Raw genomic sequence first — 24242 nt, 5'->3', positions numbered from 1 at the left:
TTTTTATCGAATCCTTTAATAACAAAGAAGTATGACAATGTTAAATCAACAAATTAGCCAAATTATTGCGGCAGAATTAACCGTTCAACCCCAACAAATCCTCGCCGCCATTCAATTATTAGATGATGGCAACACCATTCCATTTATCGCCCGTTATCGTAAAGAGGCCACTGGTGGCTTGGATGACACTCAACTTCGTCATTTTGAAACCCGTTTAATTTATTTACGTGAATTAGAAGATCGTCGCCAAACCATTTTGAAATCTATTGAAGAGCAAGGAAAATTGACCGATGAATTGCGTGACAAAATCCATGCGACACAAAGCAAAACTGAATTAGAAGATTTGTATTTACCATACAAACCAAAACGTCGCACCAAAGGACAAATTGCGATTGAAGCCGGCCTTGAGCCATTGGCTGATTTACTTTGGAATGAGCCAAAAAATGATCCTGAAACGGCAGCCGCTGAATTTGTAAATGCGGATAAAGGCGTAACAGATACTAAAGTCGCAATTGATGGCGCACGCTATATTTTAATGGAGCGTTTTGCTGAAGATGCGGGTTTATTAGCGAAAGTCCGTGATTATTTAGCAAAAAATGCCGTTATCGTATCTAAAGTGATCGAAGGCAAAGAAACGGAAGGCGCAAAATTCCAAGATTATTTTGACCACCAAGAATTGTTGAAAAATGTGCCTTCTCACCGTGCATTGGCCATGTTCCGCGGACGTAATGAGGGCATTTTACAATTAAGCTTAAATGCTGATCCTGATGCGGAAGAGGGAAGTCGCCAAAGTTATTGTGAAGAGATTATTCGTGATTATTTAGATGTCCGTTTCACGGGTCAGCCTGCGGATAAATGGCGTGAGCAAGTGATTGCGTGGACATGGAAAATCAAAGTTTCATTGCATTTAGAAACGGAATTAATGGCTAGTTTACGTGAAAAAGCGGAAGAAGAAGCCATTGATGTTTTCGCCCGAAATTTGACCGCACTTTTAATGGCAGCACCGGCTGGGGCTAAAAGTACCATGGGCTTGGACCCGGGCTTACGTACGGGGGTTAAAGTCGCGGTGGTGGATAACACAGGTAAATTATTAGATACCACTACCATTTATCCACACACGGGGCGTGAAGCTGAAGCGCAAGTGGCGATTTTCAGTTTAATCCGCAAACATAACGTAGAGTTAATTGCCATTGGTAATGGTACCGCTTCTCGTGAAACCGAACGTTTTGCGAAAGAAGTGATTAAAGAAATTAAAGAAAATAAACCACAAACTGTCGTGGTGAGCGAAGCGGGTGCATCAGTGTATTCTGCTTCTGAATTTGCCGCAAATGAATTCCCGAATTTAGATGTATCTTTACGTGGTGCGGTGTCTATTGCTCGTCGTTTACAAGATCCATTGGCGGAGCTAGTAAAAATCGAACCAAAAGCCATTGGTGTAGGGCAATATCAGCACGATGTAAACCAAACCCAACTTGCTCGTAAACTCGATGCGGTGGTGGAAGACTGTGTAAACGCGGTAGGCGTAGATTTAAATACCGCATCCGCACCATTGCTTGCTCGCGTGGCTGGAATGACAAAAACCTTAGCGCAAAACATTGTGGAATACCGTGATGAAAATGGCCGTTTTGAAAGCCGCAGCGAATTGAAAAAAGTGCCACGTTTAGGGCCAAAAGCCTTTGAGCAATGTGCGGGCTTTATGCGTATTGCAGAAGGTAAAAATCCACTTGATGCTTCAGGTGTTCACCCAGAAGCTTACCCTGTGGTGGAAAAAATCTTGCAAGCCACCGCGCAATCTATTCAAGATTTAATGGGTAATGCCGGTGTGGTACGTCAGCTTGATGCAAAACAATTTATTGATGAGCAATTTGGTTTACCGACCGTCCAAGATATTTTCAAAGAGTTGGAAAAGCCAGGGCGCGATCCGCGTGGTGAATTTAAAACTGCCGTATTCGCAGAAGGTGTGGAAGAAATCACCGATTTAAAACCAGGTATGATTTTAGAAGGTACTGTCACCAATGTGACTAACTTCGGTGCATTTGTGGATATTGGTGTTCACCAAGATGGTTTAGTACATATTTCATCATTAAGCGATAAATTCGTAGAAGATCCACATCAAGTGGTGAAAACTGGCGATATCGTGAAAGTGAAAGTGTTGGAAGTGGATGTTCCACGTAAACGTATTGCATTGACGATGCGATTAGATGAAAGTGCGGTCAAAAATGACGGCAAATCTGACCGCACTTTAAGTGCCAAACCAAGAAGCAATGCGCCTCGCCAAGATCGTCATCCAAGAGGAAATAGTGCGATGGGCAATGCCTTTGCCGATGCGTTGAAAAATTGGAAAAAATAATTTCGTCATTTAGATGAACATTGTGGCCAAATAGGCGTACAATAAAGGGGATCTGGTCAATCATTCAATCCCCTTTTTTATTTCAACGAAAGGAATATTCTTATGGAAAAAGGTATTCTTGGGCCGCATGAAGGCAAGGAGCTGGAATTAATGTTAAGGGGCGAAAAGCAAGTGGCATTATTCAATCAGGAGCTTGGTATTCCTGACGCCTTTCTCCCTTATCTTGAGCAAGGAATGCTTCATTCAAAAACAGTGCAACGTCATGTTAATGATGTTTGCTTAACCGATTTTATTGTCTATTTACCTCAATCTCTTGCACTTGCTGAACAAATGGAAGTGTTACTTCCCGCAAGCACTGTGAATGGTTTTGATCCAAAAGTGGAACGTGAAATCGGCCAAATTCTTGGCTACCCAGAAAAAGACATCGAATACTACATTCAGCATTTTCAAGATAATTTAGAGAAGTATCGGCAGCAGTATAGTTGATTGATAAAATAAAAGTGCGGTCAAAAACATAAGAAATTTTGACCGCACTTTTGTATTTTCAGCGCTGCTTATCTTTAAGCTAGTTTTATAATTTCACATCCAATTTTGCATAAGCTCGTTCTACTTTTTGATAGAAATGGCTTGCCATCTTTACAAGTGGTATCGCAACAGGCTACTGGAAAACTAGAAACAGTTTATAACATCGCCGTAGAAGAATTTAGCACTTACCATGTAGGGGAATTTGGTGTTTGGGTTCACAATGCAAATTGTTGTGATTTTGTGAATGTAAAATATGGTGATATTGAGGCTAAATTTAAGCAAGGCGGTTGGGTTAATCCAAAAAATGATCGAGTGATGTATATCGATCCTTTTGATGGTAAATTTAAAGATTTTCCAGATGGAGCAAGAGCTTCGGTGGATCATATTTTGCCACAAAGCGCATTTAATAAAATTGATGGTTTTGATAAATTACCAAAACATGTTCAAAATGAATTAATTAATCACCCTATGAATTTACAGCCTTTACCAAAGGAACTAAATTCATCTAAAGGTGCTAAAATTGAAACAGGAACGGAAGGTTGGCAGAGATATGTTAAGGAAAACAAAGATATATCACCAACATATAGAGCGTATTTAGAAAACACTCAAAGAAATATGGTGGCTTTAGTTGAGGAACAGATTAAAAAGAGAGGTCTTAAGTGAAATTTATGACTAAATCTGATTTATATAAAGAGTTTGACGAAGTCTATTTCAACTTATCAGAGCTATGCTTTGATAAAATAAACTTATTTTATCGAAAATTTGATGATTTTGACCCAATGAAATTTGATGGTTTAAATTTAGTAAATAAAGTTGAACCAGAAAATTATCTTATTGAACGATTTAAAGTTATACAGCCTGAGTCATATTCTCATTTATACGATGGAAGATTTTTTTATGCTATTAAAAGAAGCCAGATTCCAGTAATGAATGATATAACTGAATTTGGCGTAATAATTAATGATATTGTTTATTACATAAGTTATGACCCATTTTCATTCTCTAAGGGAGAATATAAGCTACATCATAAAAGTATTCCTTATGAATTGCTTAACTCTTGGTTATTTTTTAGTGATAAATGGATTGTATCAGAGGGTATAACTTCAAATATATATAAAAGTAATTTACCTTCATTATTATTAATGCCTATTCATTCAATTATAGAAGGTTTTGAAGATAGTCATGGCGTTGCACTTCCTGAATATACAACATTTCTTGAGCAGAAATTTAATCATGCTTTTAGACAAAGCTATGACGATGATAAATTCAATGATAAAAAATATTTTGAATTAAGATGTTTGCTTGATACCCGCTCTAATGATGATTGGAGTAAAACAGGATATCAATTATTTGTGTCTTCACATAATGATGAACGTAATGTTTATGTGATACCTAGAGCAGATGTGATGGGTATTAAAAAGTTGACGAATCCAGCAGAGGCAATAGATCATTATGCTGCTCATTTATTCTCACGTGCTGAGGGTGAGTTTGATTTTATGAAATATGCAGAAGATTTCTAATTAATACAATAAATTAAAGTGCGGTCAATTTTTACTAAGTTTTAAAAATTTACTGCACTTTTTTATTGCTTAGTGAATACTTTAAAAGCCACGAGTATTATTGTGAAATTAGGTTGTTTATCGGGCTAAGACTATAAAACTATTATAGCAAGTGTAGATAAATCAAATGGTAAAGTTGTGTTATTACCAGTTAGAGTTCCTAATAAGAAGTAGTCATACGAGGTCAATATGGAAAAATATCAAGTGTTTTTAGGCAGCGATATTGCAAAGACTTACAGTGATGCTAAAAAATTTACCTGGGAACGGGTTAATTCGTTTTCAGAGAATTCTTATCTCGTATTATTTCAAAGAATAAAATTAATTGATGAGTTTCGTGGAGATGTGTTTTTTTCAATTGGTTTATTAGATGACTATCACCGCGCATTAGCCTCTAAGCATTTATTAGAAAATGATATTTCAGGATTTAAAGAAAATGCTTCTATTGCGGGTTTCTTAGGTATTTTGTCTGAATATGATTTTCAATGGGCGTACAACGGAATTAATACAAATTTCTTTTTTATGAGTTTGCTTTCAGATAATCAAAAGTTGATTGATTATTTAATTAAACATCGTGATGAAATTGTGGATATTTCAGTTCCCTATAAACGAACTGATACCAGACCTTTTTTTAATGCGAACACTTTATTGGCGTTAAGTGGCGATTGGCAATTATTAAAAGAGCGCGCACTCACGTTCTTAAATGATGAGAAAAAAGCCCGTAGTGATTTAAAGCGCATTCCCGATCATGAATTTTATGTGGCACTAGCAGATAAAAATATAAAAGGAATGCAAGAGGCTTTAGATAAATTACTCGAACTTAAGCTTGCTAAACGAGCAGCAAAAGATACACTTTTACATTTTGATTTTTACTTGCAACCGCAAGTTTTAATGTATGCCAAAATCGCAGCAATCCACGGTTTTGATTTGGATATTGATAGTCCTATAGCGCCAAAAGAATTGATTGATATAAATCCATTAGCAGAATATAAAATTCCTTATGATTTTATGAAATCATTTGATTTTGATGCGCCCCATCAAGTTTGGGTAAATTATGTCAAACAAAGAATGGAAGAAGCGAAGCAAAAGAAAGTTGAAAATAAAAAAGGATTTTGGGCTTCGCTGTTTGGTAGATAAATCTACAGGAGAAATAGTTATATTTGATGAAACATACCCGAGTTTAGGAATATATCATGGGCATGTTAGAAAATGGGATGATTTAAATCTAATGGAAAAAAAGGTAAATAGTATGAAATATATGGATCCTAAATATTGTTCTTTTACACTTGATACGGTGGCGAATTGTTGCAATCTTATTTTAAATATTGTGCTATATTCAGTAGATAGAGATATCGCAGAAAAAATAGTTTTAGATAACCTTGATTCATCAATAGATGAATTAAAATATACATCAATAATATCAGTAGGACATATAGTTAGAATTGATAAAAGAATTTCCCTTGATATTATCAATAAACTAGAGTTATTAAAAAATAGTGGTCAGTTTTTAGGCGCGATAAGTGATGTTTTTGACGATATAAATTTATTTTGTGATAAGTAAAGGCGAAATGTAGCTTAATGGAGATGTTTGTAGTGATACACTAATCTCGCAGTGGTTTAGATTGGAAAATCGTTCGGTGAATCGAAGTCATAGAAATGAAATGCTTGGTAAAGGTGATATCTTAGATATAAAACAAGATATGAGAAATTTTATAAATAGAGGAAAATAAGATGAATTTTTCTAAATTTAATGACTTGGATTTGGAAGAAAAAATTGTAGAGAGTAATTTTAATAATGATCTTCAACTATTAAGAAAAATATTTTTAGAAAACAAATTGGCAGATATAAAAAAAATTACTAGTTTAGATAAATGGAACTATCTACATAGAATACTTTGCTATTCGGAACCTAAAGCAGAATTAATACAATTCTATATTGATAATGGCGTTGATGTTAATGCTCAAAATATACACGGAATGACTCCTTTGCATTATGCATTACGAAGTAAAAATGCTGAGGCGGCGATAGCGTTGCTCAAAGCAGGAGCAAATCCTAATTTACCGAACCAAGATGGTTTAATCCCTTTGTCTATGATTGGATATATCCCAGAGAGATTGGATGTTTTAGAGCTTATGCTTCAAAAAGGGGCAAATGTGCATTATTTAGTAAATGAGGATGAAACTATTCTTGAAAGTTATAAACCTACAGAGAATGAGCCTCAATTAAAACCAATTTATGAATTAATGAAAAAGTATTCGTAGTGTTAAATATTTAGATATGATATGAGTCTAAAAGTTAGAAGATATATTGAAGTATATAGTAATGAAACAGATGAGTTGCTTTATTCTTATAAAATAACAATTCCTGATCATCTAGTTATTGAGATAGTTTCTCCTGATGAGGATGATGAATTGGCACTTTTTTCATATATCCTGACTCAGGAAAAAGTTATTGCTCTAGGCGGTAAACATATTATAGATGAATATCATAACAAAGATGTTGGATATTATGTTGCCTGTTATCAAGCATAGGATATATAGATACTAAATAAAAGTGCGGTCAAAAACACAAGCGATTTTGACCGCACTTTACTATTGGCGAGGAAGGATTATTCCGCGTCTTCTTTTGCCCATTCTAATGAGCGTTTAACGGCTTTTTTCCAGCCTTTATAACGACGTTCACGTTTTTCTTCGTCATTATCAGGTGTGAAGGTACGTTCTACACGCGCTTTGTCGTGAAGCTCGTCTAAATCTTTCCAGAAACCAACCGCAAGACCAGCAAGATAAGCTGCACCAAGTGCGGTTACTTCTTTCACTACTGGACGCTCAACATTCACATCTAAAATATCCGCTTGGAATTGCATTAAGAAGTTGTTGTTGGTTGCGCCACCATCGACACGTAAATATTGTAAGCGTTGACCTGAGTCAGATTGCATTGCTTCTAACACATCACGGGTTTGGTAAGCAATAGATTCAAGGGTTGCACGTACAATATGGTTACGGTTAGAACCACGAGAAAGACCAAAAATTGCACCGCGTGCATACGGATCCCAATATGGTGCGCCTAAACCAGTGAAGGCCGGAACAACGTACACGCCATTGCTATCTGGGACTTTTTGTGCGAAGTATTCGGAGTCGTGGCTATCATGTACGATTTTGAGTTCATCACGTAACCATTGGATTGAAGCACCTGCGATAAATACCGAACCTTCAAGCGCGTATTCGGGTTCACCTTTGGCGTTACACGCGATGGTGGTTAATAGGCCATTTTTAGAGGTAATGGCTTTATCACCGGTGTGAAGCAACATAAAGCAGCCTGTACCATAGGTATTTTTCGCTTGACCTGCGCGTGTGCATAGATGGCCGTAAAGTGCTGCTTGTTGGTCACCCGCGATACCTGCAACTGGAATACGTACACCGCCTTTACCCCCGATGTTGGTTTGGCCATACACTTCGGAAGAATTGCGTACTTCAGGCAGCATAGAGCGTGGAATATTTAATAATTCCAACATTTTGTCATCCCATTTTTTCGTATGGATGTTAAATAACATGGTACGGGATGCGTTGGTGTAATCCGTTACGTGAACACGGCCTTGGGTTAATTTCCACACAAGCCAGGTATCCACGGTACCAAATAGAAGCTCGCCGCGTTCAGCTTTTTCACGAGCACCTTCTACATTGTCTAAAATCCATTTCACTTTTGTACCAGAGAAGTATGGATCTACCACTAACCCCGTGGTGTTGCGGATATATTCTTCGTGACCATCCGCTTTAAGTTTGTCTGTAATATCTGCGGTACGACGACATTGCCACACAATTGCATTATAAACCGGTGTGCCAGTTGCTTTTTCCCACACAATGGTGGTTTCACGTTGGTTGGTAATACCAATTGCCGCAATTTCATCTGAGGTAATGCCTGCTTTTGCAACCACTTCGTTTAATGTTGAACTTTGTGTTGCCCAAATTTCCATTGGATTATGTTCCACCCAGCCTGCGCGTGGATAAATTTGTGTAAATTCACGTTGGGCGATTTCGACAACATTCGCATTGTGATCTAATAATACTGCACGGGAGCTTGTGGTACCTTGGTCCAAAGCGATGATGTATTTTTTGTCTGTCATGGTTCTATTCCTTAGAGCGCTTGGCACTCTCATTAAATGAATGAAGAAATTTTGAGCTTAAACGAACAAATTGCGAACCTAACTTAATTGAATTCGAATCTAATTGGAACAAGCAATGTTGGGTTTTGTGATTAGCATCACAGATTTTTCTCTGAAGATATGCAATCGATTGCGTTAACGTACAAAATAATGTGATCCTTCTCTCATTTCTAGAAAATAGATCGGTTTTATCTATTGAATTAATTGGTTAAAACTAGATAATGAAGTCACTCACTTTGAGTATCTCAATATTTGATCAAACAACGAAACGAATTGCAAAACAAGATTTCTTTAATGAAATCATTAAGTTAATCATTATTTGGAGATTCTCTTATGAATGCCTATTTTGCAGAATTTTTTGGCACAGCACTTTTAATCCTGTTAGGTAACGGTGTGGTGGCCAACGTATGTTTAAATAAAACGAAAGGGCAAAGTTCTGGTTGGATTGTGATTACTACCGCGTGGGCATTTGCAGTGTATGTGGCCGTCGTTGTGACGGGGCCTTATAGTGGGGCTCACTTAAATCCTGCAGTAACACTTGGCGTGGCAATGAAAGGTGCGTTTGCTTGGGAACTGGTACCAGGCTACATCGCGGCACAAGTAGTGGGCGGCATGGTAGGTGCGTTGTTGGTTTACATTATGTATAAAGATCACTTTGCAGCCACCGAAGAAGAGGGCTTAAAACGCGCTTGTTTCTGTACCGAACCTGCGATTCGTAACTATCCAATCAACTTAGTAAACGAAATTGTTGGTACTTTCGTGCTTGTTTTCGTGATTTTCTATCTTGCGGGGGCAAATATCACTTTACCTGGCACAGCAGAAAGCACACCAATTGGTTTAGGTTCTATCGGGGCATTACCAGTAGCGATTCTCGTTTGGGCAATTGGTTTGAGCTTAGGTGGCACAACCGGTTATGCGATTAATCCAGCTCGAGATCTTGGTCCGCGTTTAACCTTAGGTCTTTTCCTGGGGGGGACATTAAAAACTAAAGCTGACTGGGGATACAGTTGGGTGCCGGTTGTAGGTCCATTTATCGGGGCAGCTTTAGCAGCGGTATTCTATAATGCCATTATGTAATTTATTCAAATAGAAAGAGCGGTCAAAATTCATGATGTTTTTTGACCGCTCTTTTTATATTTAGAAGTTTGATTAAATACAATAATCTTCGAATTCCATTGGCATTTTAGCTTGCAATAAGAATTGTTTGGTGCGCTCTTGCTGTGGATGACTGAAGAATTCAGCCGCAGTATTTTGTTCAACGACCTGACCATTTTCCATTAGAATCACGCGATCTGCCACATCTTTGGCAAAATTCAATTCATGGGTGACAATAATCATTGTCCAACCTTCTTGCGCGAGCATTTTGAGCGCTTGTAACACTTCACCGACGAGTTCAGGGTCAAGTGCGGAAGTAGGCTCATCTAACAAGATAATATCGGGTTTAACTGCTAAAGCTCGGGCGATCCCGACACGTTGCTGTTGACCACCAGACAGTTGAGAGGGATATAAATCCGCTTTTGCTTTTAAACCAACTTTTTCCAATAAAGCCAATGCTTTTTCACGTGCAGTCTCTTTCGGTTGTTTTTGCACAACCACCATGCCCTCCATCACATTTTCGAGTGCAGTGCGATGGGGAAATAGATTGTATTGTTGGAACACCATTGAGGAACGTCGACGCAATTTTAGTTCATCGGATTTGCTGATCTTTTTGCTGAAATCAATAGTTAAGCTTCCATCAGTAAATGCTAATACCCCTTTTTCCGGGCGTTCGAGTAAATTTAAACAGCGTAAAAAAGTTGTCTTGCCTGAACCTGATGGACCCAGAATGGCAACCACTTCACCTTTATTAATTTCAAAATCAATGCCTTTTAATACATGGTGGCCATTAAAACTTTTCTGAATATTCGTGACTTTTAACATAAACAGTCCTTATAAATGGCGAGAAAGGCGTTTTTCTAAACGAGTTTGCCCTATTGACAGTACAAAACAGAATACCCAATAAATGAGAGCCGCTTCACTATAAATTAAAATAAATTCGTAGTTTTCAGCTGTGATGTTTTGCGCCACACGGAATAACTCTGCGATCCAAACAAGTGATGCCAGAGACGTATCTTTCACTGTGCTAATGAAGGTATTTGATAGCGAAGGGACGGAAATACGTAAAGCTTGCGGCATAATGGTACGCACGAAAGCTTGTGTGTAATTCATGCCTATCGCATAAGAGGCTTCCCATTGACCTTTAGGAATCGCAAGAATGGAGGCCCTCACCGTTTCTGCTGCATAAGCACCAATGTTAATGGAGAACGCAATAATTGCGGTTGGGAAAGGCTCAAGTTTGATGCCAACTTCAGGTAAACCGTAGAAGATAATGAATATCTGCACCAACATTGGCGTGCCGCGAATAATTGAAATATAGATGCGACAAATGCCCTGTAGAATTTTGGTCATTAAATTGGGATGTGGCAACGTGCAAATCACAGCCACGATAACTGCAATGAATAAACCGCAAAAGAAGGAAATGACCGCAAGGGGAATCGTATATAAAATCGCCCCTTCCATCATAGGCCAAAACGAGCTGATTACATAATCAGCTCGTTCTGTGGTCATAAATGGAAGGCTTGCTAACCAATTATTGAGTAATGTCATCGCCAAACCATTTGATTGAAATTTGTTTTAAAGTTCCGTCTTTGCGTAGTTCTTCAAGTGCTTGGTTTACTTTCGCAATAAGCGGTTCTTCACCTTTCAAGAAAGCAAAACCGGTCGGGATTTTTTTATCACTTTCTACGGCAATTTTTAAGCCTGCATTAGGTTGTTTTTTGAAGTAATCTAATACTGCTAATTTATCGTTTACTGTGGCATCAACACGACCTTGTTTTACTGCTTCAAGGTTTTGCGCTAAGCTATCAACGGTCACAATAATTGCACCATTATCACGAGCATCTTTGCTCCAGTTACTGGTTGCAGATTGTGCAGATTTTTTACCTTTTAAATCAGGGAATGATTTAATGCTATCGTTATCGGCTTTCGTCACGATTACGCCAGCAGAGTAGTTATAAGGTGCACTGTAATCATATTTTTTTAAACGTTCTGGGCTTGGATTGGTTTGGTTCGCAATAACATCAAAGCGTTTTGCATTTAAACCTGCATACATGCCATCCCAAGCGGTTTCTTTAAATTCAACTTTCCAACCTAATTTTTGCGCAACTTTTTCGATAATTTCCACATCGAAACCTGTTAACTTGCCATCTTTATCGTGGAAAGTAAATGGTGCGTAAGTACCCTCAGTACCAACTAATAAGGTTTTAGTTTGTTCAACGCGATCAGCAATTTCACCGGCGTTAGCAAAAGTAGAAAGGGCTAATCCTGCCGCTAAAAGTGCGGTGCTAAAAAATGATTTTTTCATAAGTATTCCTTTTTTAGATAAATAACGAAAGTGAAATGAATTATAAGAAGCGAAAAAGAAAAGAAAAGTATTATTTATTTATGAATTATTTCCTTTAGTTATATCAAATAAAATTTGTTTAATTAATAAACAAAAAAGGTCTGTAAAAACAGACCTTAGATAAAATGAATTCAATCAATCGATTAAGCTTCAATACCTTCGAATAACGCTGTACTTAAATAACGTTCTGATGCAGAAGGTAGGATTGCAACGATTAATTTATCTTGGAATTCTGGTAGTTTTGCTAAGCGGTCAGCCGCTGCCACTGCAGCACCTGAAGAAATACCCGCAAGAATCCCTTCTTCAGCCATTAAGCGACGGGCGGTCGCAATTGCTGTATCGCTATCTACAGTTTCCACGCGATCAATTAATGATAAATCCAAGTTTTTCGGAATGAAGCCCGCACCGATACCTTGAATTTTGTGTGGACCTGGTTTCACTTCTTGACCAGCAAGGGTTTGGCTAATAACAGGTGATTCTGTTGGTTCAACCGCTACAGAGGTAATTTTTTTACCGTGATCTAATTTAATCGCACGAGAAATACCAGTAATTGTACCACCGGTACCCACACCAGCAACCACAACATCAACTTTACCTTCAGTATCTTTCCAGATTTCTTCACCGGTAGTTTGACGATGAATGTCCGGGTTAGCTGGGTTTTCAAATTGTTTTAGCATCACATAATGATTTGGATTAGACGCCACGATTTCTTCTGCTTTAGCGATCGCACCTTTCATCCCTTTTGAGCCTTCAGTAAGCACAAGATTTACGCCTAAACCACGTAATAAACGTTTACGTTCAAGACTCATGGTTTCAGGCATGGTTAAGGTGATTTTGTAACCGCGCGCTGCCGCTACATAAGCTAAAGCAATACCGGTGTTACCGCTGGTTGCATCTACAATTTCTTTACCCGCTGTTAAAATGCCGTCTTTTTCTGCTTGCCAAATCATATTGGCACCAATACGGCATTTCACGCTAAAGCTTGGGTTGCGACCTTCAATTTTTACGACAACGTTACCATTGTGTCCGAAGTGTTTTAAACGAACTAATGGAGTATTACCGATTGAGTATGAGTTATCTGCATAAATTGTCATTTTACTGTCCTTTTATATTTTGGAATGAGTTGATGCAGTAGTTATAACACCGGTTTTTATATAAAAAAAATAGTTAATAGCTATATTTTATAACTAAATGCTATTTATTCACGATGTTATTTCCTGAAGGCTTAATTTCTGTACTCGTAGAACGTGTCACAATTTGTGTTGAACTTGAAGTGCGGTCAAAATTCATATCAAATTTTAATTGTGAGCGATAATTTTCGACCCACATCACGGTTGCACCACAGACCGCCACAGGAATAATCACTAAATTCACGATCGGCAATGCGGTACAAAGGGTAATTAATGCCCCGAATGTCAGGCTTTGAGAACGTCTTTCGCCTAACGCATTTTTCATAATGCCAAAGGAAATCTTGTGGTTATCAAACGGATAGTCACAATATTGAATTGCCATCATCCAACAGGTAAATAAGAATGTCAGCACAGGAATAATGGTTTGTCCGATAACCGGGATAAAACTCAATAAGAACAAGCCTACAAATTTCGGTAAGCTGTACCATAGTTTTTGCCATTCACGATTTAGCATACGTGGCACATCTTTCATAATTTCGGCAAAACCATCATCATTAACGGCTTCACCAGTCAGCATTTTTTCGACTTTTTCTGCCAACAATCCATTAAACGGTGCGGCAATAAAGCCTGAAAGTGTCGTAAAGGCAAAATAGAAAAATAAGAGAATTGAGCCTATAGACAGCACGAGCAAAATCACACTTAAAAAGCTTAACCAATCTGGAATAAAGCTCATCACCCAGTCGATCATCGTGGAGATTTGTGAAACGAATAGCCAGAATAAGCCTGTAAGTAGAACGACGTTAAGTAAAATTGGCATAATCACAAAACGGCGTAGGCCTTTTTGCGTAATAAAATGCCAACCCATTACGAAATGATTGAAAGCAGATTTTATTTCATTTTGATCGATCATCATTGTTCCTTTAAATTGAAAAGTAAAAAATATAAAATGTCACAGAAAGACAATATTTTTTGAGAAAAATTCCATCTCATCCCTTTTAATCTCTTGTTTGCTTTCCTATTTTTTCACCTGTGGAAATGTGATAGGATTAGCAAAAATCATTGCGTTAAGGAGCAACAAGAATGGACTTAAATACCATTTTGATTATTTTAGGGGTAATTGCTTTAATTGCCTTAGTGGTACACGGATTATGGTCAAATCGCCGTGAGAAATCAAAATATTTTAAAAGCGCGAATACATTTAACCGCACTTCTAAAAACGGTGAGGTCAATCCTTTTTCGCAAGCCGCTGATCCTAATGCGGATATTCGTTTAACACATCGCGCTCAAGCAGCACAGCCTGTACAACAAAGTGTTCAACCTAAAGTGGCACCACAGGCAGCAAGCCAACAGCAATTTAATTTTGATGAGCAGCGTGCTCAAGTGGATGCGCGTCAAATAGAAAAAAGCGTCGATGATATTAAAATCTCCTTACCAAATCAGCCAGTTTATGAGATGAACACGGCGCAACCTGCTCCTACGCCAGCTCCACAATCTGAACCTGTGGTTTATCCTGAAACGAATGTACAACCGAAACCACGTGTGGCAGAAATGACAATCGAAGAGTTAGAAGCACAAAGCAATGATTTTGATGGTGTGAATTCTTCTTCGCCTGAATTGCGTGAGCAGTTAGCCGAGATGTCATTAAATCCAACTCAAGAACCTACTCATGAGAACGTACATTTTAACTATCACGAGCCAGTAGAAGTGGAAAAACCAAAACAAACCACGGGATTTGTTCAACTTTATGTCATTTCAAATCAAAATCGTGAATTCTATGGTCCGCAGTTATCTCAGTCTTTAGAAAATCTCGGTTTCATTTTTGGCGAGCGTCAAATGTATCATCGCCACTTTGATTTAAGTGTGGCAAGCCCAGTGTTATTTAGTGTGGCAAACATTGAACAACCCGGTACGTTTGATTATTACAATATGGCCGAGTTTTCAACTATGGGTGTAGTACTCTTTATGCAGCTACCATCACCAGGTAATAATTTGGCGAACTTACGTATGATGATTCGTGCAGCGAAAACCATTGCAGAAGATTTAGGTGGCGTAGTATTGACTGATCAGCAAGAGATTTTTGATGATGTAGCTGAGCAGGATTATTTATCTCGCATCGCATAAAACGCACGAAAAAAATAACCGCACTTTGGGCGAGCCGATGGTTCGCCCATTTTAATTCAATGAGTAAATCGTTAGAGAACATTATGAGCCTTCAGCAACAAATTGATACATTACGTCAGGATCTTCGTCGTTATGAATATGAATATCACGTGTTGGATAATCCAACCATTCCTGATGCGGAATATGACCGTTTATTTCATCATCTTAAAGCCTTAGAAGCCGCCCATCCGGAACTCATTACGGCAGATTCACCTACTCAACGAGTGGGCGCCAAACCGCTTTCTGGCTTTGCACAAATTCGTCATGAAATTCCAATGTTATCTTTGGATAATGCTTTCTCAGACGAGGAATTTTATGCATTCGTAAAACGTATTGAAGATCGTCTTATTCGTTTGCCTGACCCGCTTACTTTCTGCTGTGAGCCTAAGTTAGATGGTTTAGCGGTGAGTATTTTGTATGTGAATGGCGTACTGACTCAAGCCGCGACCCGTGGTGATGGGACAACGGGGGAAGATATTACTGCCAATATCCGCACGATTCGAAATATTCCCTTGCAGCTTTTAATGGACAATCCGCCTGCACGTTTAGAAGTGCGTGGCGAAGTGTTTATGCCACATGAAGGCTTTGAGCGTTTAAATCAGCACGCTTTAGAGAAAGGCGAGAAAACCTTTGCTAACCCACGTAATGCAGCAGCGGGATCGTTGCGCCAGCTTGATCCTAAAATTACGAGTAAACGTCCATTGGTGTTGAATGCTTATGGTATTGGTATTGCTGAAGGGATAGATTTGCCGAATACGCATTATGATCGTTTGCAATGGTTGAAGTCTATTGGGATTCCGGTAAACCCAGAAATCCGTTTATGTAACGGCACAGATGAAGTGTTGGATTTTTATCATGATATTCAAAATAAACGCAGTTCTCTTGGCTATGATATAGATGGTACCGTACTGAAAATCAATGATATTGCGTTACAAGAGAAATTAGGTTTTATTTCTAAAGCGCCACGTTGGGCGATTGCTTATAAATTCCCTGCACAAGAAGAATTAACTCGCTTGAATGATGTGGAATTCCAAGTGGGCAGAACAGGGGCAATTACCCCAGTGGCTAAATTAGAACCGGTATTTGTGGCAGGTGTCACGGTGAGTAATGCCACATTACATAACGGTGATGAAATTGAACGCTTGGACATTGCTATTGGCGATACGGTAGTGATTCGCCGTGCGGGGGATGTGATTCCACAAATTATCGGCGTATTACACGACCGTCGCCCAGCAGATGCGAGACCGATTGTTTTTCCAGAAACTTGTCCAGTATGTGATTCGGCCATTGTTCGTATTGAAGGCGAAGCCGTAGCACGTTGTACGGGCGGTTTGTTCTGTGCAGCACAGCGTAAAGAAGCGCTTAAACATTTCGTTTCTCGCAAGGCCATGGATATTGATGGCGTAGGGGGTAAATTAATCGAACAGTTGGTGGAGCGTGAATTAGTTCATACACCCGCCGATTTATTTAAGTTAGATTTAACCACGCTAACCCGTTTGGAAAGAATGGGTACAAAATCTGCTGAAAATGCCTTAGCGAGCCTTGAAAAAGCAAAAAATACGACGTTAGCACGTTTTATTTTCGCCTTAGGGATTCGTGAAGTGGGTGAAGCAACGGCATTGAATTTAGCAAATCATTTCAAAACCTTAGAAGCTTTGCAAAATGCAGATTTAGAAGCCTTACAGCAAGTGCCTGATGTGGGCGAAGTAGTGGCAAATCGTATTTTGGCGTTTTGGCACGAACCACATAATGTGGCGGTAGTGAATGATTTAATCGCTCAAGGCGTACATTGGGAAACCGTGGAAACCAAAGAGATCACAGAAAACCGCTTTAAAGGCAAAACGGTTGTGTTAACCGGAACCTTAACTCAAATGGGCCGTAATGAAGCTAAAGCGCTATTACAAGACATGGGCGCGAAAGTGAGCGGCTCGGTTTCAGCAAAAACAGATTTTGTGATTGCCGGTGATGCGGCGGGTTCTAAGCTCACAAAAGCACAAGAATTAGGTGTTACCGTTCTAACGGAAGAAGAATTTTTGGCTCAGATTTAACCGTCTCAATCGAAAAAAAACTAAAAAAATGACCGCACTTCATCTCATCTCAAGATTAAGTGCGGTTTAACTTTTCTTCTTAATAAACGATAGCGGACATTTTAAGCTCTTAATTTACTGGCTCCGCGTTCCAGTTGTTTTGCCAAGCATTCTTTTGAAGCAATAATCTGTTTACCAAAACGTTTATATAAACGTTGTTTTAATTTTGCCAACCCTTTCACTTTAGCACTTTTTTCTGTCCCAAATAACTGCTTAATATGGAGTGTCACCTGACCAATCTCTTGTAAGGCTATACCTGTTTTGGCTTTTAATTCGTTTAATTGGAACGTGATTTTTTCCTGTACATGCTGTTCCAATCGTTGCGTTAATTCTGTCGTATCGGCGGTTTCATTTTGACACAACTGTTCAAATTCGGCGATTTCTGTACTGAAATCTAGCTGTAACCCTTGTTCCAGTTCAATTAATACTGCCGTGCCGTATTCCAATTGTGATGTTAATTGCTGTTGGCTTTGAACTAATTGATTTTGAATGGCTTCACTTTGCTCAATACATTCATTTAATGACTGTTTCATTTCTGTTTGTTGCTGCATGGCAGAGGCTTTTATTGAATCAATTCGTTGTTGAATTTGCTGCATAAGATCTGACATTGTTTGTACGTTTTCCATTTTCTTCTCCTTTGGGATTTTTAACCGCACTTAAGAAAAGTGCGGTCATTTTGTTACTTATTTTTTGATGATTTGTTTCACATCCACTTCTGTTTTATTCCATTCTTTATCGACTTTACCGATAATTTGAATGTTATCTTGAGGTGCTATCGTTTCACCATTCCATGCTTTTTTGCTGACTTCAATTTGAATTTCTTTTCCACTTGCGTCTTTAAATAAGAAATCCTTTTTACCAATTTGTTTTACAATTTGTCCGTCTAAACGAACTGGAGTGTCATCATTGGCATTTAATGCATCATCAACGGTTTTTACAATAACACTTTCATCGACAAAACCTTGTTGGGTGTTGTGCTTGTGACCATCATTAAATCCTTGTGCTATTGCGGTGTTATATACGGCAACAGAAGATAATGCGATAGCTGCAACAGTAAGTAATTTTTTCATAGTTTGTTCTCCTAAATAAGATAATCATAAAGTAAGTTGAAAGCTTTGCTTTCAGATGTATTAAATCATTCAAATCTTAATCTTTTCTTAAGTGATTAACATTTTTCAGATTTATTTATCGATTGGATTGTTTGCCTTTCGATGAGTGTATTTAAACAAGAGAATCTTAAGGAAAGATTAAGAGAGGTAAAAAAAATGAAAATTTTTTTGAAAATAAAAAAATAGGGCGTTTAAGCCCTACTTTTATGAGAAAAATGCCCTGGAAATCTACCGCACTTTAGCCTGCTACTGCAGGTAAATAACCTGCTTGAATTAAGAATGGTACGATCATAATGATTACGCCAATTACTAAGGCTATCACTAAGGTTACGTTTCCACCGATTACACGATAAGGCAGATTTGGATTCGCTTGACGTGTTTTCCATGCGAGACCGATAGGTAAAATTAAGCAATAGAATGCACAGAGTAAACCCGCATAGCTTAATGCGGCAATAAAACCTTCAGGATAATACAAGGCGAATGCAAGTGGTGGAGTAAATGCTGCAACAGTCAGTGTTAAACGGTTGTGTGGCAATTTGTAACGTTTAAATAAATCGCCTAAACCTTCAAATACTCCTAGCATCACACCTAGGAAAGAAGTAATTAATGCAAGTGCAGAGAACACACGCACGATTTCACCCATAATGTGGGAGTTCGTGATTTGACGTGTTGCATTGACTAAGCCGTTAAGGGTTGGATCCGCTTGCAACACTTGCACAAATTCATTTTGACTTAATACACCGTGAGTTGCTAATTGCCATACTAAATAAGCCACAAGTGGAATGGCTGTACCGATTAAAATGGCTTTACGGAATTGAGTGACACTGCCATCTAAATAGCTATTTACGCTACCCATAATGATGTGGAAGCCAAAAGAGGTAAAGAAGATAGGTGCCGCAGAAATCACGAAAGCATAATCTAAAGGCAAGGCCATCAGGTTATCGACAGACACTTTTGGTAACATCATAAATAACACGAAAGCAAAGGCGATTAATTTGCCGATAAACAGAATACGAGTGGCGCCATCAACGCCTTTTGTACCCATAACCACAAAGGCACCGAGTACGACAGTAAATAAAATGATTGAAAGTTCGGAGGAAAGACTTTCAAAGCCAAAAGCCGTTGGTAAGCCAGATAATAATGAACCGCCCCCGGTGATGTAGGCCGCTGAAAGGGCATAAAGTAAAATGAGCAAACTAAAGGTGGCTAAGACTCGCCCAGTGATACCAAAGTATTTTTCAGCGAGAGTCGCCACGCCATCATTTAATCGATCGGCTGTTTGGTAGACTTCAACAAAAAGTAAACCGCTGTAAACCAAAAGTGCCCATAAGCCGACTAGTAATAAAACCGTATAACCAAAACCAATTCCGGCAGAGGTTAATGGCATCGCGAGCATCCCGGCTCCGATGGTCGTGCCGGCAATGATTAAGGCACTGCCGAATGTTTTGTTCTTTAGCATAAAATTGTCCTCCGAGTATAAATTGAAAAATGAGGTTAAAGCTGACCGCACTTTTCTTTGTAATGATAGCGACAAACCGAAAGATAGGAGTCGTTTCCACCGATTTGGATTTGTTCCCCTTCCTTAATGACTTCACCTTGTTCATTTAAACGTAAAACGAAATTAGCTTTACGCCCACAATAACAGATTGTTTTTAATTCTTCTAGTTGATCTGCCCAAGCAAGTAAATACTTACTACCTTCAAATAGCTCTGCTTGGAAGTCGGTACGCAAGCCATAGCAAAGCACTGGAATTTTCAGTTTATCCACAACATCACTTAATTGATACACTTGTTGTTTCGTTAAAAACTGGGCTTCATCAACTAAAACACAATGAATTTTTTCTTGTTGTAAACGTTGACTCACTTCAGTAAAGAGGTCCGTTGTCGATGTAAATAAATTCGCCTCTTCGTGAATACCAATACGTGATGTGACTTTGCCTGCGCCAAAGCGGTCATCAATCGCAGCCGTATAAACCATGGTGTTCATATTGCGTTCACGATAGTTATAGGAAGACTGTAACAATGTGGTTGATTTACCTGCATTCATCGTAGAGTAGTAAAAATAGAGTTTTGCCATTATTTAATCACCCATTTCCAGAAATGATAGGCAATGAATCCTGCAACAGGTGGACAGGCTGCTAGCATAAAGGTCCCGTAAGTGGCACCGCCTCCCACCATTTTTCCTGCTTCAGCAAGAGCGTCAACAATATCACTGCTTGGCGTGGTAAAAATCCATGCACCAATAATCGCGAGCACCAAAAAACAAGCGATACCGGCTGCACGCATGGCTCTTACTTTAATCATATTTTCCATATTTTTTCCTTAAATTGCAGGGAGCTCGGCCATTGCCCAACGAGGTTTGACATCAATGGCGAGATCGCAGTGCTGACCTTGTTTTAAACGTAAAAAGCCCGTATAGGCAATCATGGCGCCGTTATCGGTACAAAATTGAGGTTGCGGATAAAATACTTCACCACCAAGATTTTTCATCATAGTGCCAAGGGTTTCACGTAATTTTTTGTTTGCACTTACGCCGCCAGCAATGACTAAACGCTTATAACCGGTTTCTTTTAAGGCACGTTTGCATTTAATTGCAAGTGTATCCACGACAGAATCTTGGAAGGCAAAGGCAATATCAGCTTTGGTTTGTTCAGTTAATTCACCTTCTTGTTTGAACGCCTGATTAATGGTGTTTGCTGCTGAGGTTTTTAAACCAGAAAAGCTAAAATCAAGGCCAGGTCGATCCGTCATTGGTCGAGGGAACACAAAGCGATCTTTTGATCCTTTTTCGGCTAAACGTGAAAGTGCTGCACCGCCAGGGTAATCTAACCCTAATAATTTCGCGGTTTTATCAAAGGCTTCGCCTGCCGCATCATCAATGGATTCGCCAATGACTTCATATTTACCTACGCCATCAACACGCACTAATTGTGTGTGTCCACCTGAAACTAAGAGGGCAATGAATGGAAAGTGCGGTCGGTTTTCATCAAGCATTGGAGCAAGTAGATGACCCTCCATGTGATGTACGCCAATAGCGGGCACATTCCAAGCATAAGCTAGTGAACGCGCGATCGTTGCGCCCACTAATAATGCACCCACTAAACCAGGACCGCTTGTATAGGCGATACCATCAATTTGATCAGCGGTTAAATTGGCTTCTTCTAATGCGGCTTTAATTAATGGCGCCGTTTTACGAATGTGATCGCGGGAAGCTAGCTCTGGTACCACACCGCCGTAATCCGCATGCAAGGCAATTTGCGTGTAGAGCTGATTAGCAATTAAGCCTTTGTCTTCATCATAAATCGCGACACCTGTTTCATCACAGGAGGTTTCGATTCCTAAAATACGCATTTTATTCTCATTTTATTAAAAAAATTGGCAAAGATTTTACCTTGTTTAGCCCGCTTAAACCAGTTCAAACGCCAAATTTTCAGCAAATAGGCGATCTTTCCTTTGCTTTTGCAGGGAAGATCGATTAGAATTGCGTCCTTTATTGAATTTGCCGTTCATTCGGCAGTAATAAAAATTTAAAATTGCAATTAAATTAAACTCATTGAGGTGATTGGCTTATGCCTGTAATTAAAGTACGTGAAAACGAATCATTCGACGTAGCTTTACGTCGTTTCAAACGCTCTTGCGAAAAAGCTGGTATTTTAGCAGAAGTTCGCGCTCGTGAATTCTATGAAAAACCAACTACAATCCGTAAACGTGAAAAAGCAACACTTGCTAAACGTCACGCTAAACGTAATGCTCGCGAAAACGCGCGCAATACCCGTTTATACTAATTTGTAGTATTTTCTAACTCGAGTTAAGACAAACCGTGAAACCTTTTGGGTATCACGGTTTTGTTGCTTTAAACTCATCGAAAAAAAGTCACGCAAAATCAACCGCACTTTCGCATCGTATTCAAGGAGGCAAGGCAATGAAAGGCTCAATTCCACGCCAGTTTATTGATGATCTGCTCACAAAATCGAATATTGTCGATGTGATTAATGCACGCGTGAAACTTAAAAAAGCGGGACGAGATTATCAAGCTTGCTGTCCGTTTCATCACGAAAAAACACCCTCCTTCACAGTAAGTGAAAAAAAACAATTCTATTATTGCTTTGGTTGTGGCGCGAAAGGCAATGCGATTTCATTTTTAATGGATTATGACAAATTAGAATTTGTTGAAGCAGTTGAAGAACTTGCTGCTTCGGCTGGGCTTGAAGTGCCTTATGAAAAACGCCCAAACCAATTCGGCAATAAACCGGATGTGAGCTATCATACAAAACGTAATTTATACGATTTGATGCAAGAGATTGCGTCGTTTTATCAAGTGCAACTCCCGCTAAATATTCCTGCTCAAAGCTATCTTCAGCAACGTGGTTTATCGCCAGAAATTATTGCTCGTTTTCAAATTGGTTATGTACCCAATGCAATGGATACGGTGTTGCGTCAATTCGGCAAAAATCGAGAAGAACAGAAAAAGTTGCTTGATTTAGGTATGCTTTCTCGAAACGATCGTGGCAATGTGTACGATAAATTCCGTAATCGTATTATGTTTCCGATTCGGGATAAACGTGGTCGAACAGTTGCCTTTGGTGGACGTGTTTTAACGGATGAAAAACCCAAGTATTTGAACTCCCCCGAAACCATTACATACCATAAAGGTAATGAACTTTATGGCTTGTATGAAGCCTTACAAATCAATGATGAGCCAGAAAAATTACTGGTGGTTGAAGGTTACATGGATGTGGTGGCATTAGCACAATTTGGTGTCAATTATGCTGTGGCTTCCCTTGGTACATCGACGACCTCGGAACAAATTCAATTATTGTTCCGTTCAACAGAGCAAGTTATTTGTTGCTACGATGGAGATAGAGCAGGGCGTGATGCCGCTTGGCGAGCCCTTGAAAACGCCTTACCTTATCTGGAAGACGGACGACAAATTAAGTTTATTTTCCTGCCAGATGGAGAAGATCCGGATACTTATATTCGTCAATACGGTAAAGAAAAGTTTGAAGAATATATTGATCAAGCTCAGTCTCTCACAGAATTCTTATTCGCGCATTTAAGTCCACAAGTAGATTTTTCGACGCAAGAAGGACGAGGCAAATTAGTGGCACTCGCGGCGCCTTTAATTCGTCAAATCCCTGGTGATATGCTGCGTCTTTCATTGCGGAATATGTTGGCGCAAAAGCTTGGGATCTTTGATCAATCACAGCTTGAAAGCTTAATACCAAATCAAATAGATAAGGCTGAACCCAAACCTAAAACGCCACAAAAAACCATTAAGAAAACACCAATGCGCGTGGTGATTTCGCTGTTATTACAGAATTCACAATTAGTGAATCGTATTTCTGATGTGGGTTTACAAGCCTTAAAGCATGAGGCGGGTTACGAATTACTCGAAAAATTGACCGCACTTTGTCGTGAACGAGAAGGCATTACAACAGGGCAAATCTTAGAATATTTTCGTGATACAGAATTCAGCAAGCCCCTTGAAATATTAGCTTCTTGGGATCATCTATTAGATGACTTAGAAATCATTAATGCATTCTCTCAAAACTATCGTCGATTGAATATTCAGGCGATTGAACGAGATATTGAAATGCTGATTGCAAAAGAAAGGGCGGAAGGATTAACTGATCAAGAGCGAGCAATTTTAGTGAATTTGCTCAAGGGAAAAGAAGAGCAGAAAAAACAGTTAGTTAATCCGTCATAACAATGGTAAAATCTCCT

25 protein-coding genes are annotated in these 24242 nt (G+C 39.0%); 13 read left to right on the top strand and 12 right to left on the bottom strand.

From position 1 onward, the window contains the following. Positions 1 to 37 precede the first annotated feature (37 nt). The 8 genes from DPV81_RS09045 to DPV81_RS09010 all read left to right on the top strand — a co-directional run bounded on the left by DPV81_RS09045 (position 38) and on the right by DPV81_RS09010 (position 6963). Positions 38 to 2350: a Tex family protein gene (locus DPV81_RS09045; RefSeq protein WP_111388013.1), complete on the top strand. Its 2313-nt coding sequence runs from the start codon at positions 38 to 40 to the stop codon at positions 2348 to 2350. A gap of 102 nt (positions 2351 to 2452) precedes the next feature. Then, positions 2453 to 2836 carry a hypothetical protein gene (locus DPV81_RS09040; protein ID WP_111388011.1) on the top strand — a complete coding sequence of 128 codons (384 nt, stop codon included), beginning with the start codon at positions 2453 to 2455 and terminating at the stop codon, positions 2834 to 2836. Between the two features lie 141 nt (positions 2837 to 2977). Further along, positions 2978 to 3538: an HNH endonuclease family protein gene (locus tag DPV81_RS09035; RefSeq protein ID WP_111388009.1), complete on the top strand. Its 561-nt coding sequence runs from the start codon at positions 2978 to 2980 to the stop codon at positions 3536 to 3538. A gap of 5 nt (positions 3539 to 3543) precedes the next feature. Beyond that, positions 3544 to 4395 (top strand): hypothetical protein, encoded by an 852-nt coding sequence (locus DPV81_RS09030; RefSeq protein WP_243583402.1) that lies wholly within the window; start codon positions 3544 to 3546, stop codon positions 4393 to 4395. A gap of 228 nt (positions 4396 to 4623) precedes the next feature. Beyond that, positions 4624 to 5568: an Imm49 family immunity protein gene (locus DPV81_RS09025; RefSeq protein ID WP_111388007.1), complete on the top strand. Its 945-nt coding sequence runs from the start codon at positions 4624 to 4626 to the stop codon at positions 5566 to 5568. Continuing rightward, on the top strand, positions 5486 to 5992 hold the full coding sequence (locus DPV81_RS09440; RefSeq protein WP_207930111.1) for a hypothetical protein: 507 nt from the start codon (positions 5486 to 5488) through the stop codon (positions 5990 to 5992). The genes DPV81_RS09025 and DPV81_RS09440 overlap by 83 nt, the downstream gene beginning before the upstream one ends. Positions 5993 to 6162: 170 nt before the next feature. Further along, the gene (locus DPV81_RS09015) at positions 6163 to 6693 is read left to right on the top strand and encodes an ankyrin repeat domain-containing protein (RefSeq protein WP_111388005.1); all 531 of its coding nucleotides are present in this window, start codon (positions 6163 to 6165) and stop codon (positions 6691 to 6693) included. Positions 6694 to 6714: 21 nt separating this feature from the next. Continuing rightward, positions 6715 to 6963: a DUF7683 domain-containing protein gene (locus tag DPV81_RS09010; protein ID WP_111388003.1), complete on the top strand. Its 249-nt coding sequence runs from the start codon at positions 6715 to 6717 to the stop codon at positions 6961 to 6963. Positions 6964 to 7040: 77 nt separating this feature from the next. On the opposite strand, the gene glpK is transcribed toward DPV81_RS09010, so the two are convergent. Beyond that, a complete protein-coding gene (glpK, locus tag DPV81_RS09005; protein WP_005694750.1) occupies positions 7041 to 8552 on the bottom strand; it encodes a glycerol kinase GlpK in 1512 nt (503 codons plus the stop codon). Positions 8553 to 8924: 372 nt separating this feature from the next. Between glpK and DPV81_RS09000 the strand changes: the two genes are divergently transcribed. Then, positions 8925 to 9668 carry an MIP/aquaporin family protein gene (locus DPV81_RS09000; RefSeq protein WP_005697447.1) on the top strand — a complete coding sequence of 248 codons (744 nt, stop codon included), beginning with the start codon at positions 8925 to 8927 and terminating at the stop codon, positions 9666 to 9668. A gap of 72 nt (positions 9669 to 9740) precedes the next feature. Here the strand turns inward: DPV81_RS09000 and DPV81_RS08995 are convergent, their stop codons facing one another. From DPV81_RS08995 to cysZ, 5 genes are all read right to left on the bottom strand, one after another. Further along, complete coding sequence (locus DPV81_RS08995) at positions 9741 to 10511, bottom strand: amino acid ABC transporter ATP-binding protein (RefSeq protein WP_111388001.1); 771 nt, start codon at positions 10509 to 10511, stop codon at positions 9741 to 9743. A 9-nt stretch (positions 10512 to 10520) separates the two neighbouring features. Further along, on the bottom strand, positions 10521 to 11237 hold the full coding sequence (locus DPV81_RS08990) for an amino acid ABC transporter permease (RefSeq protein ID WP_111387999.1): 717 nt from the start codon (positions 11235 to 11237) through the stop codon (positions 10521 to 10523). Beyond that, positions 11221 to 11994 carry an amino acid ABC transporter substrate-binding protein gene (locus DPV81_RS08985; RefSeq protein WP_054420342.1) on the bottom strand — a complete coding sequence of 258 codons (774 nt, stop codon included), beginning with the start codon at positions 11992 to 11994 and terminating at the stop codon, positions 11221 to 11223. The genes DPV81_RS08990 and DPV81_RS08985 overlap by 17 nt, the downstream gene beginning before the upstream one ends. A 182-nt stretch (positions 11995 to 12176) precedes the next feature. Beyond that, positions 12177 to 13127, bottom strand: coding sequence for a cysteine synthase A (gene cysK / locus DPV81_RS08980; protein ID WP_005694743.1), 951 nt, complete (start codon positions 13125 to 13127; stop codon positions 12177 to 12179). Between the two features lie 100 nt (positions 13128 to 13227). Beyond that, positions 13228 to 14073 carry a sulfate transporter CysZ gene (gene cysZ / locus DPV81_RS08975; RefSeq protein WP_111387997.1) on the bottom strand — a complete coding sequence of 282 codons (846 nt, stop codon included), beginning with the start codon at positions 14071 to 14073 and terminating at the stop codon, positions 13228 to 13230. 170 nt (positions 14074 to 14243) lie between these two features. Here cysZ and zipA point away from each other — a divergent pair, with 170 nt between their 5' ends. After that, positions 14244 to 15284 carry a cell division protein ZipA gene (zipA, locus tag DPV81_RS08970; protein ID WP_111387995.1) on the top strand — a complete coding sequence of 347 codons (1041 nt, stop codon included), beginning with the start codon at positions 14244 to 14246 and terminating at the stop codon, positions 15282 to 15284. Positions 15285 to 15367: 83 nt separating this feature from the next. Next, complete coding sequence (gene ligA, locus DPV81_RS08965) at positions 15368 to 17371, top strand: NAD-dependent DNA ligase LigA (protein WP_207930112.1); 2004 nt, start codon at positions 15368 to 15370, stop codon at positions 17369 to 17371. A 101-nt stretch (positions 17372 to 17472) separates the two neighbouring features. On the opposite strand, the gene DPV81_RS08960 is transcribed toward ligA, so the two are convergent. The 6 genes from DPV81_RS08960 to tsaD form a co-directional block, all read right to left on the bottom strand. Next, entirely contained in the window at positions 17473 to 18036 is a 564-nt protein-coding gene (locus tag DPV81_RS08960) for a hypothetical protein (RefSeq protein ID WP_111387993.1), read from the bottom strand. 57 nt (positions 18037 to 18093) lie between these two features. Then, positions 18094 to 18480 (bottom strand): YgiW/YdeI family stress tolerance OB fold protein, encoded by a 387-nt coding sequence (locus tag DPV81_RS08955; protein ID WP_005694737.1) that lies wholly within the window; start codon positions 18478 to 18480, stop codon positions 18094 to 18096. Between the two features lie 277 nt (positions 18481 to 18757). Further along, positions 18758 to 19978 carry an aromatic amino acid transport family protein gene (locus DPV81_RS08950; RefSeq protein WP_111387991.1) on the bottom strand — a complete coding sequence of 407 codons (1221 nt, stop codon included), beginning with the start codon at positions 19976 to 19978 and terminating at the stop codon, positions 18758 to 18760. Positions 19979 to 20013: 35 nt separating this feature from the next. Continuing rightward, positions 20014 to 20595, bottom strand: coding sequence for a thymidine kinase (locus tag DPV81_RS08945; RefSeq protein ID WP_111387989.1), 582 nt, complete (start codon positions 20593 to 20595; stop codon positions 20014 to 20016). After that, a complete protein-coding gene (locus DPV81_RS08940) occupies positions 20595 to 20831 on the bottom strand; it encodes a hypothetical protein (RefSeq protein WP_005694734.1) in 237 nt (78 codons plus the stop codon). The genes DPV81_RS08945 and DPV81_RS08940 overlap by 1 nt, the downstream gene beginning before the upstream one ends. A gap of 9 nt (positions 20832 to 20840) precedes the next feature. Then, positions 20841 to 21869 carry a tRNA (adenosine(37)-N6)-threonylcarbamoyltransferase complex transferase subunit TsaD gene (tsaD, locus tag DPV81_RS08935; RefSeq protein WP_111387987.1) on the bottom strand — a complete coding sequence of 343 codons (1029 nt, stop codon included), beginning with the start codon at positions 21867 to 21869 and terminating at the stop codon, positions 20841 to 20843. Positions 21870 to 22087: 218 nt separating this feature from the next. On the opposite strand from tsaD, the gene rpsU reads away from it, so the two are divergent. Together rpsU and dnaG are read left to right on the top strand one after the other, a co-directional pair. Further along, positions 22088 to 22303 carry a 30S ribosomal protein S21 gene (rpsU, locus tag DPV81_RS08930; RefSeq protein ID WP_005694732.1) on the top strand — a complete coding sequence of 72 codons (216 nt, stop codon included), beginning with the start codon at positions 22088 to 22090 and terminating at the stop codon, positions 22301 to 22303. Positions 22304 to 22440: 137 nt separating this feature from the next. After that, positions 22441 to 24225, top strand: a complete 1785-nt coding sequence (dnaG, locus tag DPV81_RS08925) for a DNA primase (protein ID WP_111387985.1) — start codon at positions 22441 to 22443, stop codon at positions 24223 to 24225. Positions 24226 to 24242 lie beyond the last annotated feature (17 nt).

Source organism: Haemophilus parainfluenzae (genome assembly GCF_003252795.1).
Lineage (GTDB): Bacteria > Pseudomonadota > Gammaproteobacteria > Enterobacterales > Pasteurellaceae > Haemophilus_D > Haemophilus_D parainfluenzae_K.
This window is presented reverse-complemented; position numbering and strand designations above follow the sequence as displayed.

Bases quoted from the DNA above. Each gene is read 5' to 3' on its own strand.
- rpsU (WP_005694732.1), top strand. From the start codon at position 22,088: ATGCCTGTAATTAAAGTACGTGAAAACGAATCATTCGACGTAGCTTTA.
- DPV81_RS09015 (WP_111388005.1), top strand. From the start codon at position 6,163: ATGAATTTTTCTAAATTTAATGACTTGGATTTGGAAGAAAAAATTGTA.
- DPV81_RS08940 (WP_005694734.1), bottom strand. From the start codon at position 20,831: ATGGAAAATATGATTAAAGTAAGAGCCATGCGTGCAGCCGGTATCGCT.
- cysK (WP_005694743.1), bottom strand. From the start codon at position 13,127: ATGACAATTTATGCAGATAACTCATACTCAATCGGTAATACTCCATTA.
- DPV81_RS09040 (WP_111388011.1), top strand. From the start codon at position 2,453: ATGGAAAAAGGTATTCTTGGGCCGCATGAAGGCAAGGAGCTGGAATTA.
- DPV81_RS08995 (WP_111388001.1), bottom strand. From the start codon at position 10,511: ATGTTAAAAGTCACGAATATTCAGAAAAGTTTTAATGGCCACCATGTA.
- tsaD (WP_111387987.1), bottom strand. From the start codon at position 21,869: ATGCGTATTTTAGGAATCGAAACCTCCTGTGATGAAACAGGTGTCGCG.
- cysZ (WP_111387997.1), bottom strand. From the start codon at position 14,073: ATGATCGATCAAAATGAAATAAAATCTGCTTTCAATCATTTCGTAATG.
- DPV81_RS09010 (WP_111388003.1), top strand. From the start codon at position 6,715: ATGAGTCTAAAAGTTAGAAGATATATTGAAGTATATAGTAATGAAACA.
- DPV81_RS08945 (WP_111387989.1), bottom strand. From the start codon at position 20,595: ATGGCAAAACTCTATTTTTACTACTCTACGATGAATGCAGGTAAATCA.
- DPV81_RS08960 (WP_111387993.1), bottom strand. From the start codon at position 18,036: ATGGAAAACGTACAAACAATGTCAGATCTTATGCAGCAAATTCAACAA.
- DPV81_RS08990 (WP_111387999.1), bottom strand. From the start codon at position 11,237: ATGACATTACTCAATAATTGGTTAGCAAGCCTTCCATTTATGACCACA.
- zipA (WP_111387995.1), top strand. From the start codon at position 14,244: ATGGACTTAAATACCATTTTGATTATTTTAGGGGTAATTGCTTTAATT.
- dnaG (WP_111387985.1), top strand. From the start codon at position 22,441: ATGAAAGGCTCAATTCCACGCCAGTTTATTGATGATCTGCTCACAAAA.
- DPV81_RS08950 (WP_111387991.1), bottom strand. From the start codon at position 19,978: ATGCTAAAGAACAAAACATTCGGCAGTGCCTTAATCATTGCCGGCACG.
- ligA (WP_207930112.1), top strand. From the start codon at position 15,368: ATGAGCCTTCAGCAACAAATTGATACATTACGTCAGGATCTTCGTCGT.
- DPV81_RS09045 (WP_111388013.1), top strand. From the start codon at position 38: ATGTTAAATCAACAAATTAGCCAAATTATTGCGGCAGAATTAACCGTT.
- DPV81_RS08955 (WP_005694737.1), bottom strand. From the start codon at position 18,480: ATGAAAAAATTACTTACTGTTGCAGCTATCGCATTATCTTCTGTTGCC.
- DPV81_RS08985 (WP_054420342.1), bottom strand. From the start codon at position 11,994: ATGAAAAAATCATTTTTTAGCACCGCACTTTTAGCGGCAGGATTAGCC.
- DPV81_RS09440 (WP_207930111.1), top strand. From the start codon at position 5,486: ATGTCAAACAAAGAATGGAAGAAGCGAAGCAAAAGAAAGTTGAAAATA.
- DPV81_RS09000 (WP_005697447.1), top strand. From the start codon at position 8,925: ATGAATGCCTATTTTGCAGAATTTTTTGGCACAGCACTTTTAATCCTG.
- DPV81_RS09030 (WP_243583402.1), top strand. From the start codon at position 3,544: ATGACTAAATCTGATTTATATAAAGAGTTTGACGAAGTCTATTTCAAC.
- glpK (WP_005694750.1), bottom strand. From the start codon at position 8,552: ATGACAGACAAAAAATACATCATCGCTTTGGACCAAGGTACCACAAGC.
- DPV81_RS09025 (WP_111388007.1), top strand. From the start codon at position 4,624: ATGGAAAAATATCAAGTGTTTTTAGGCAGCGATATTGCAAAGACTTAC.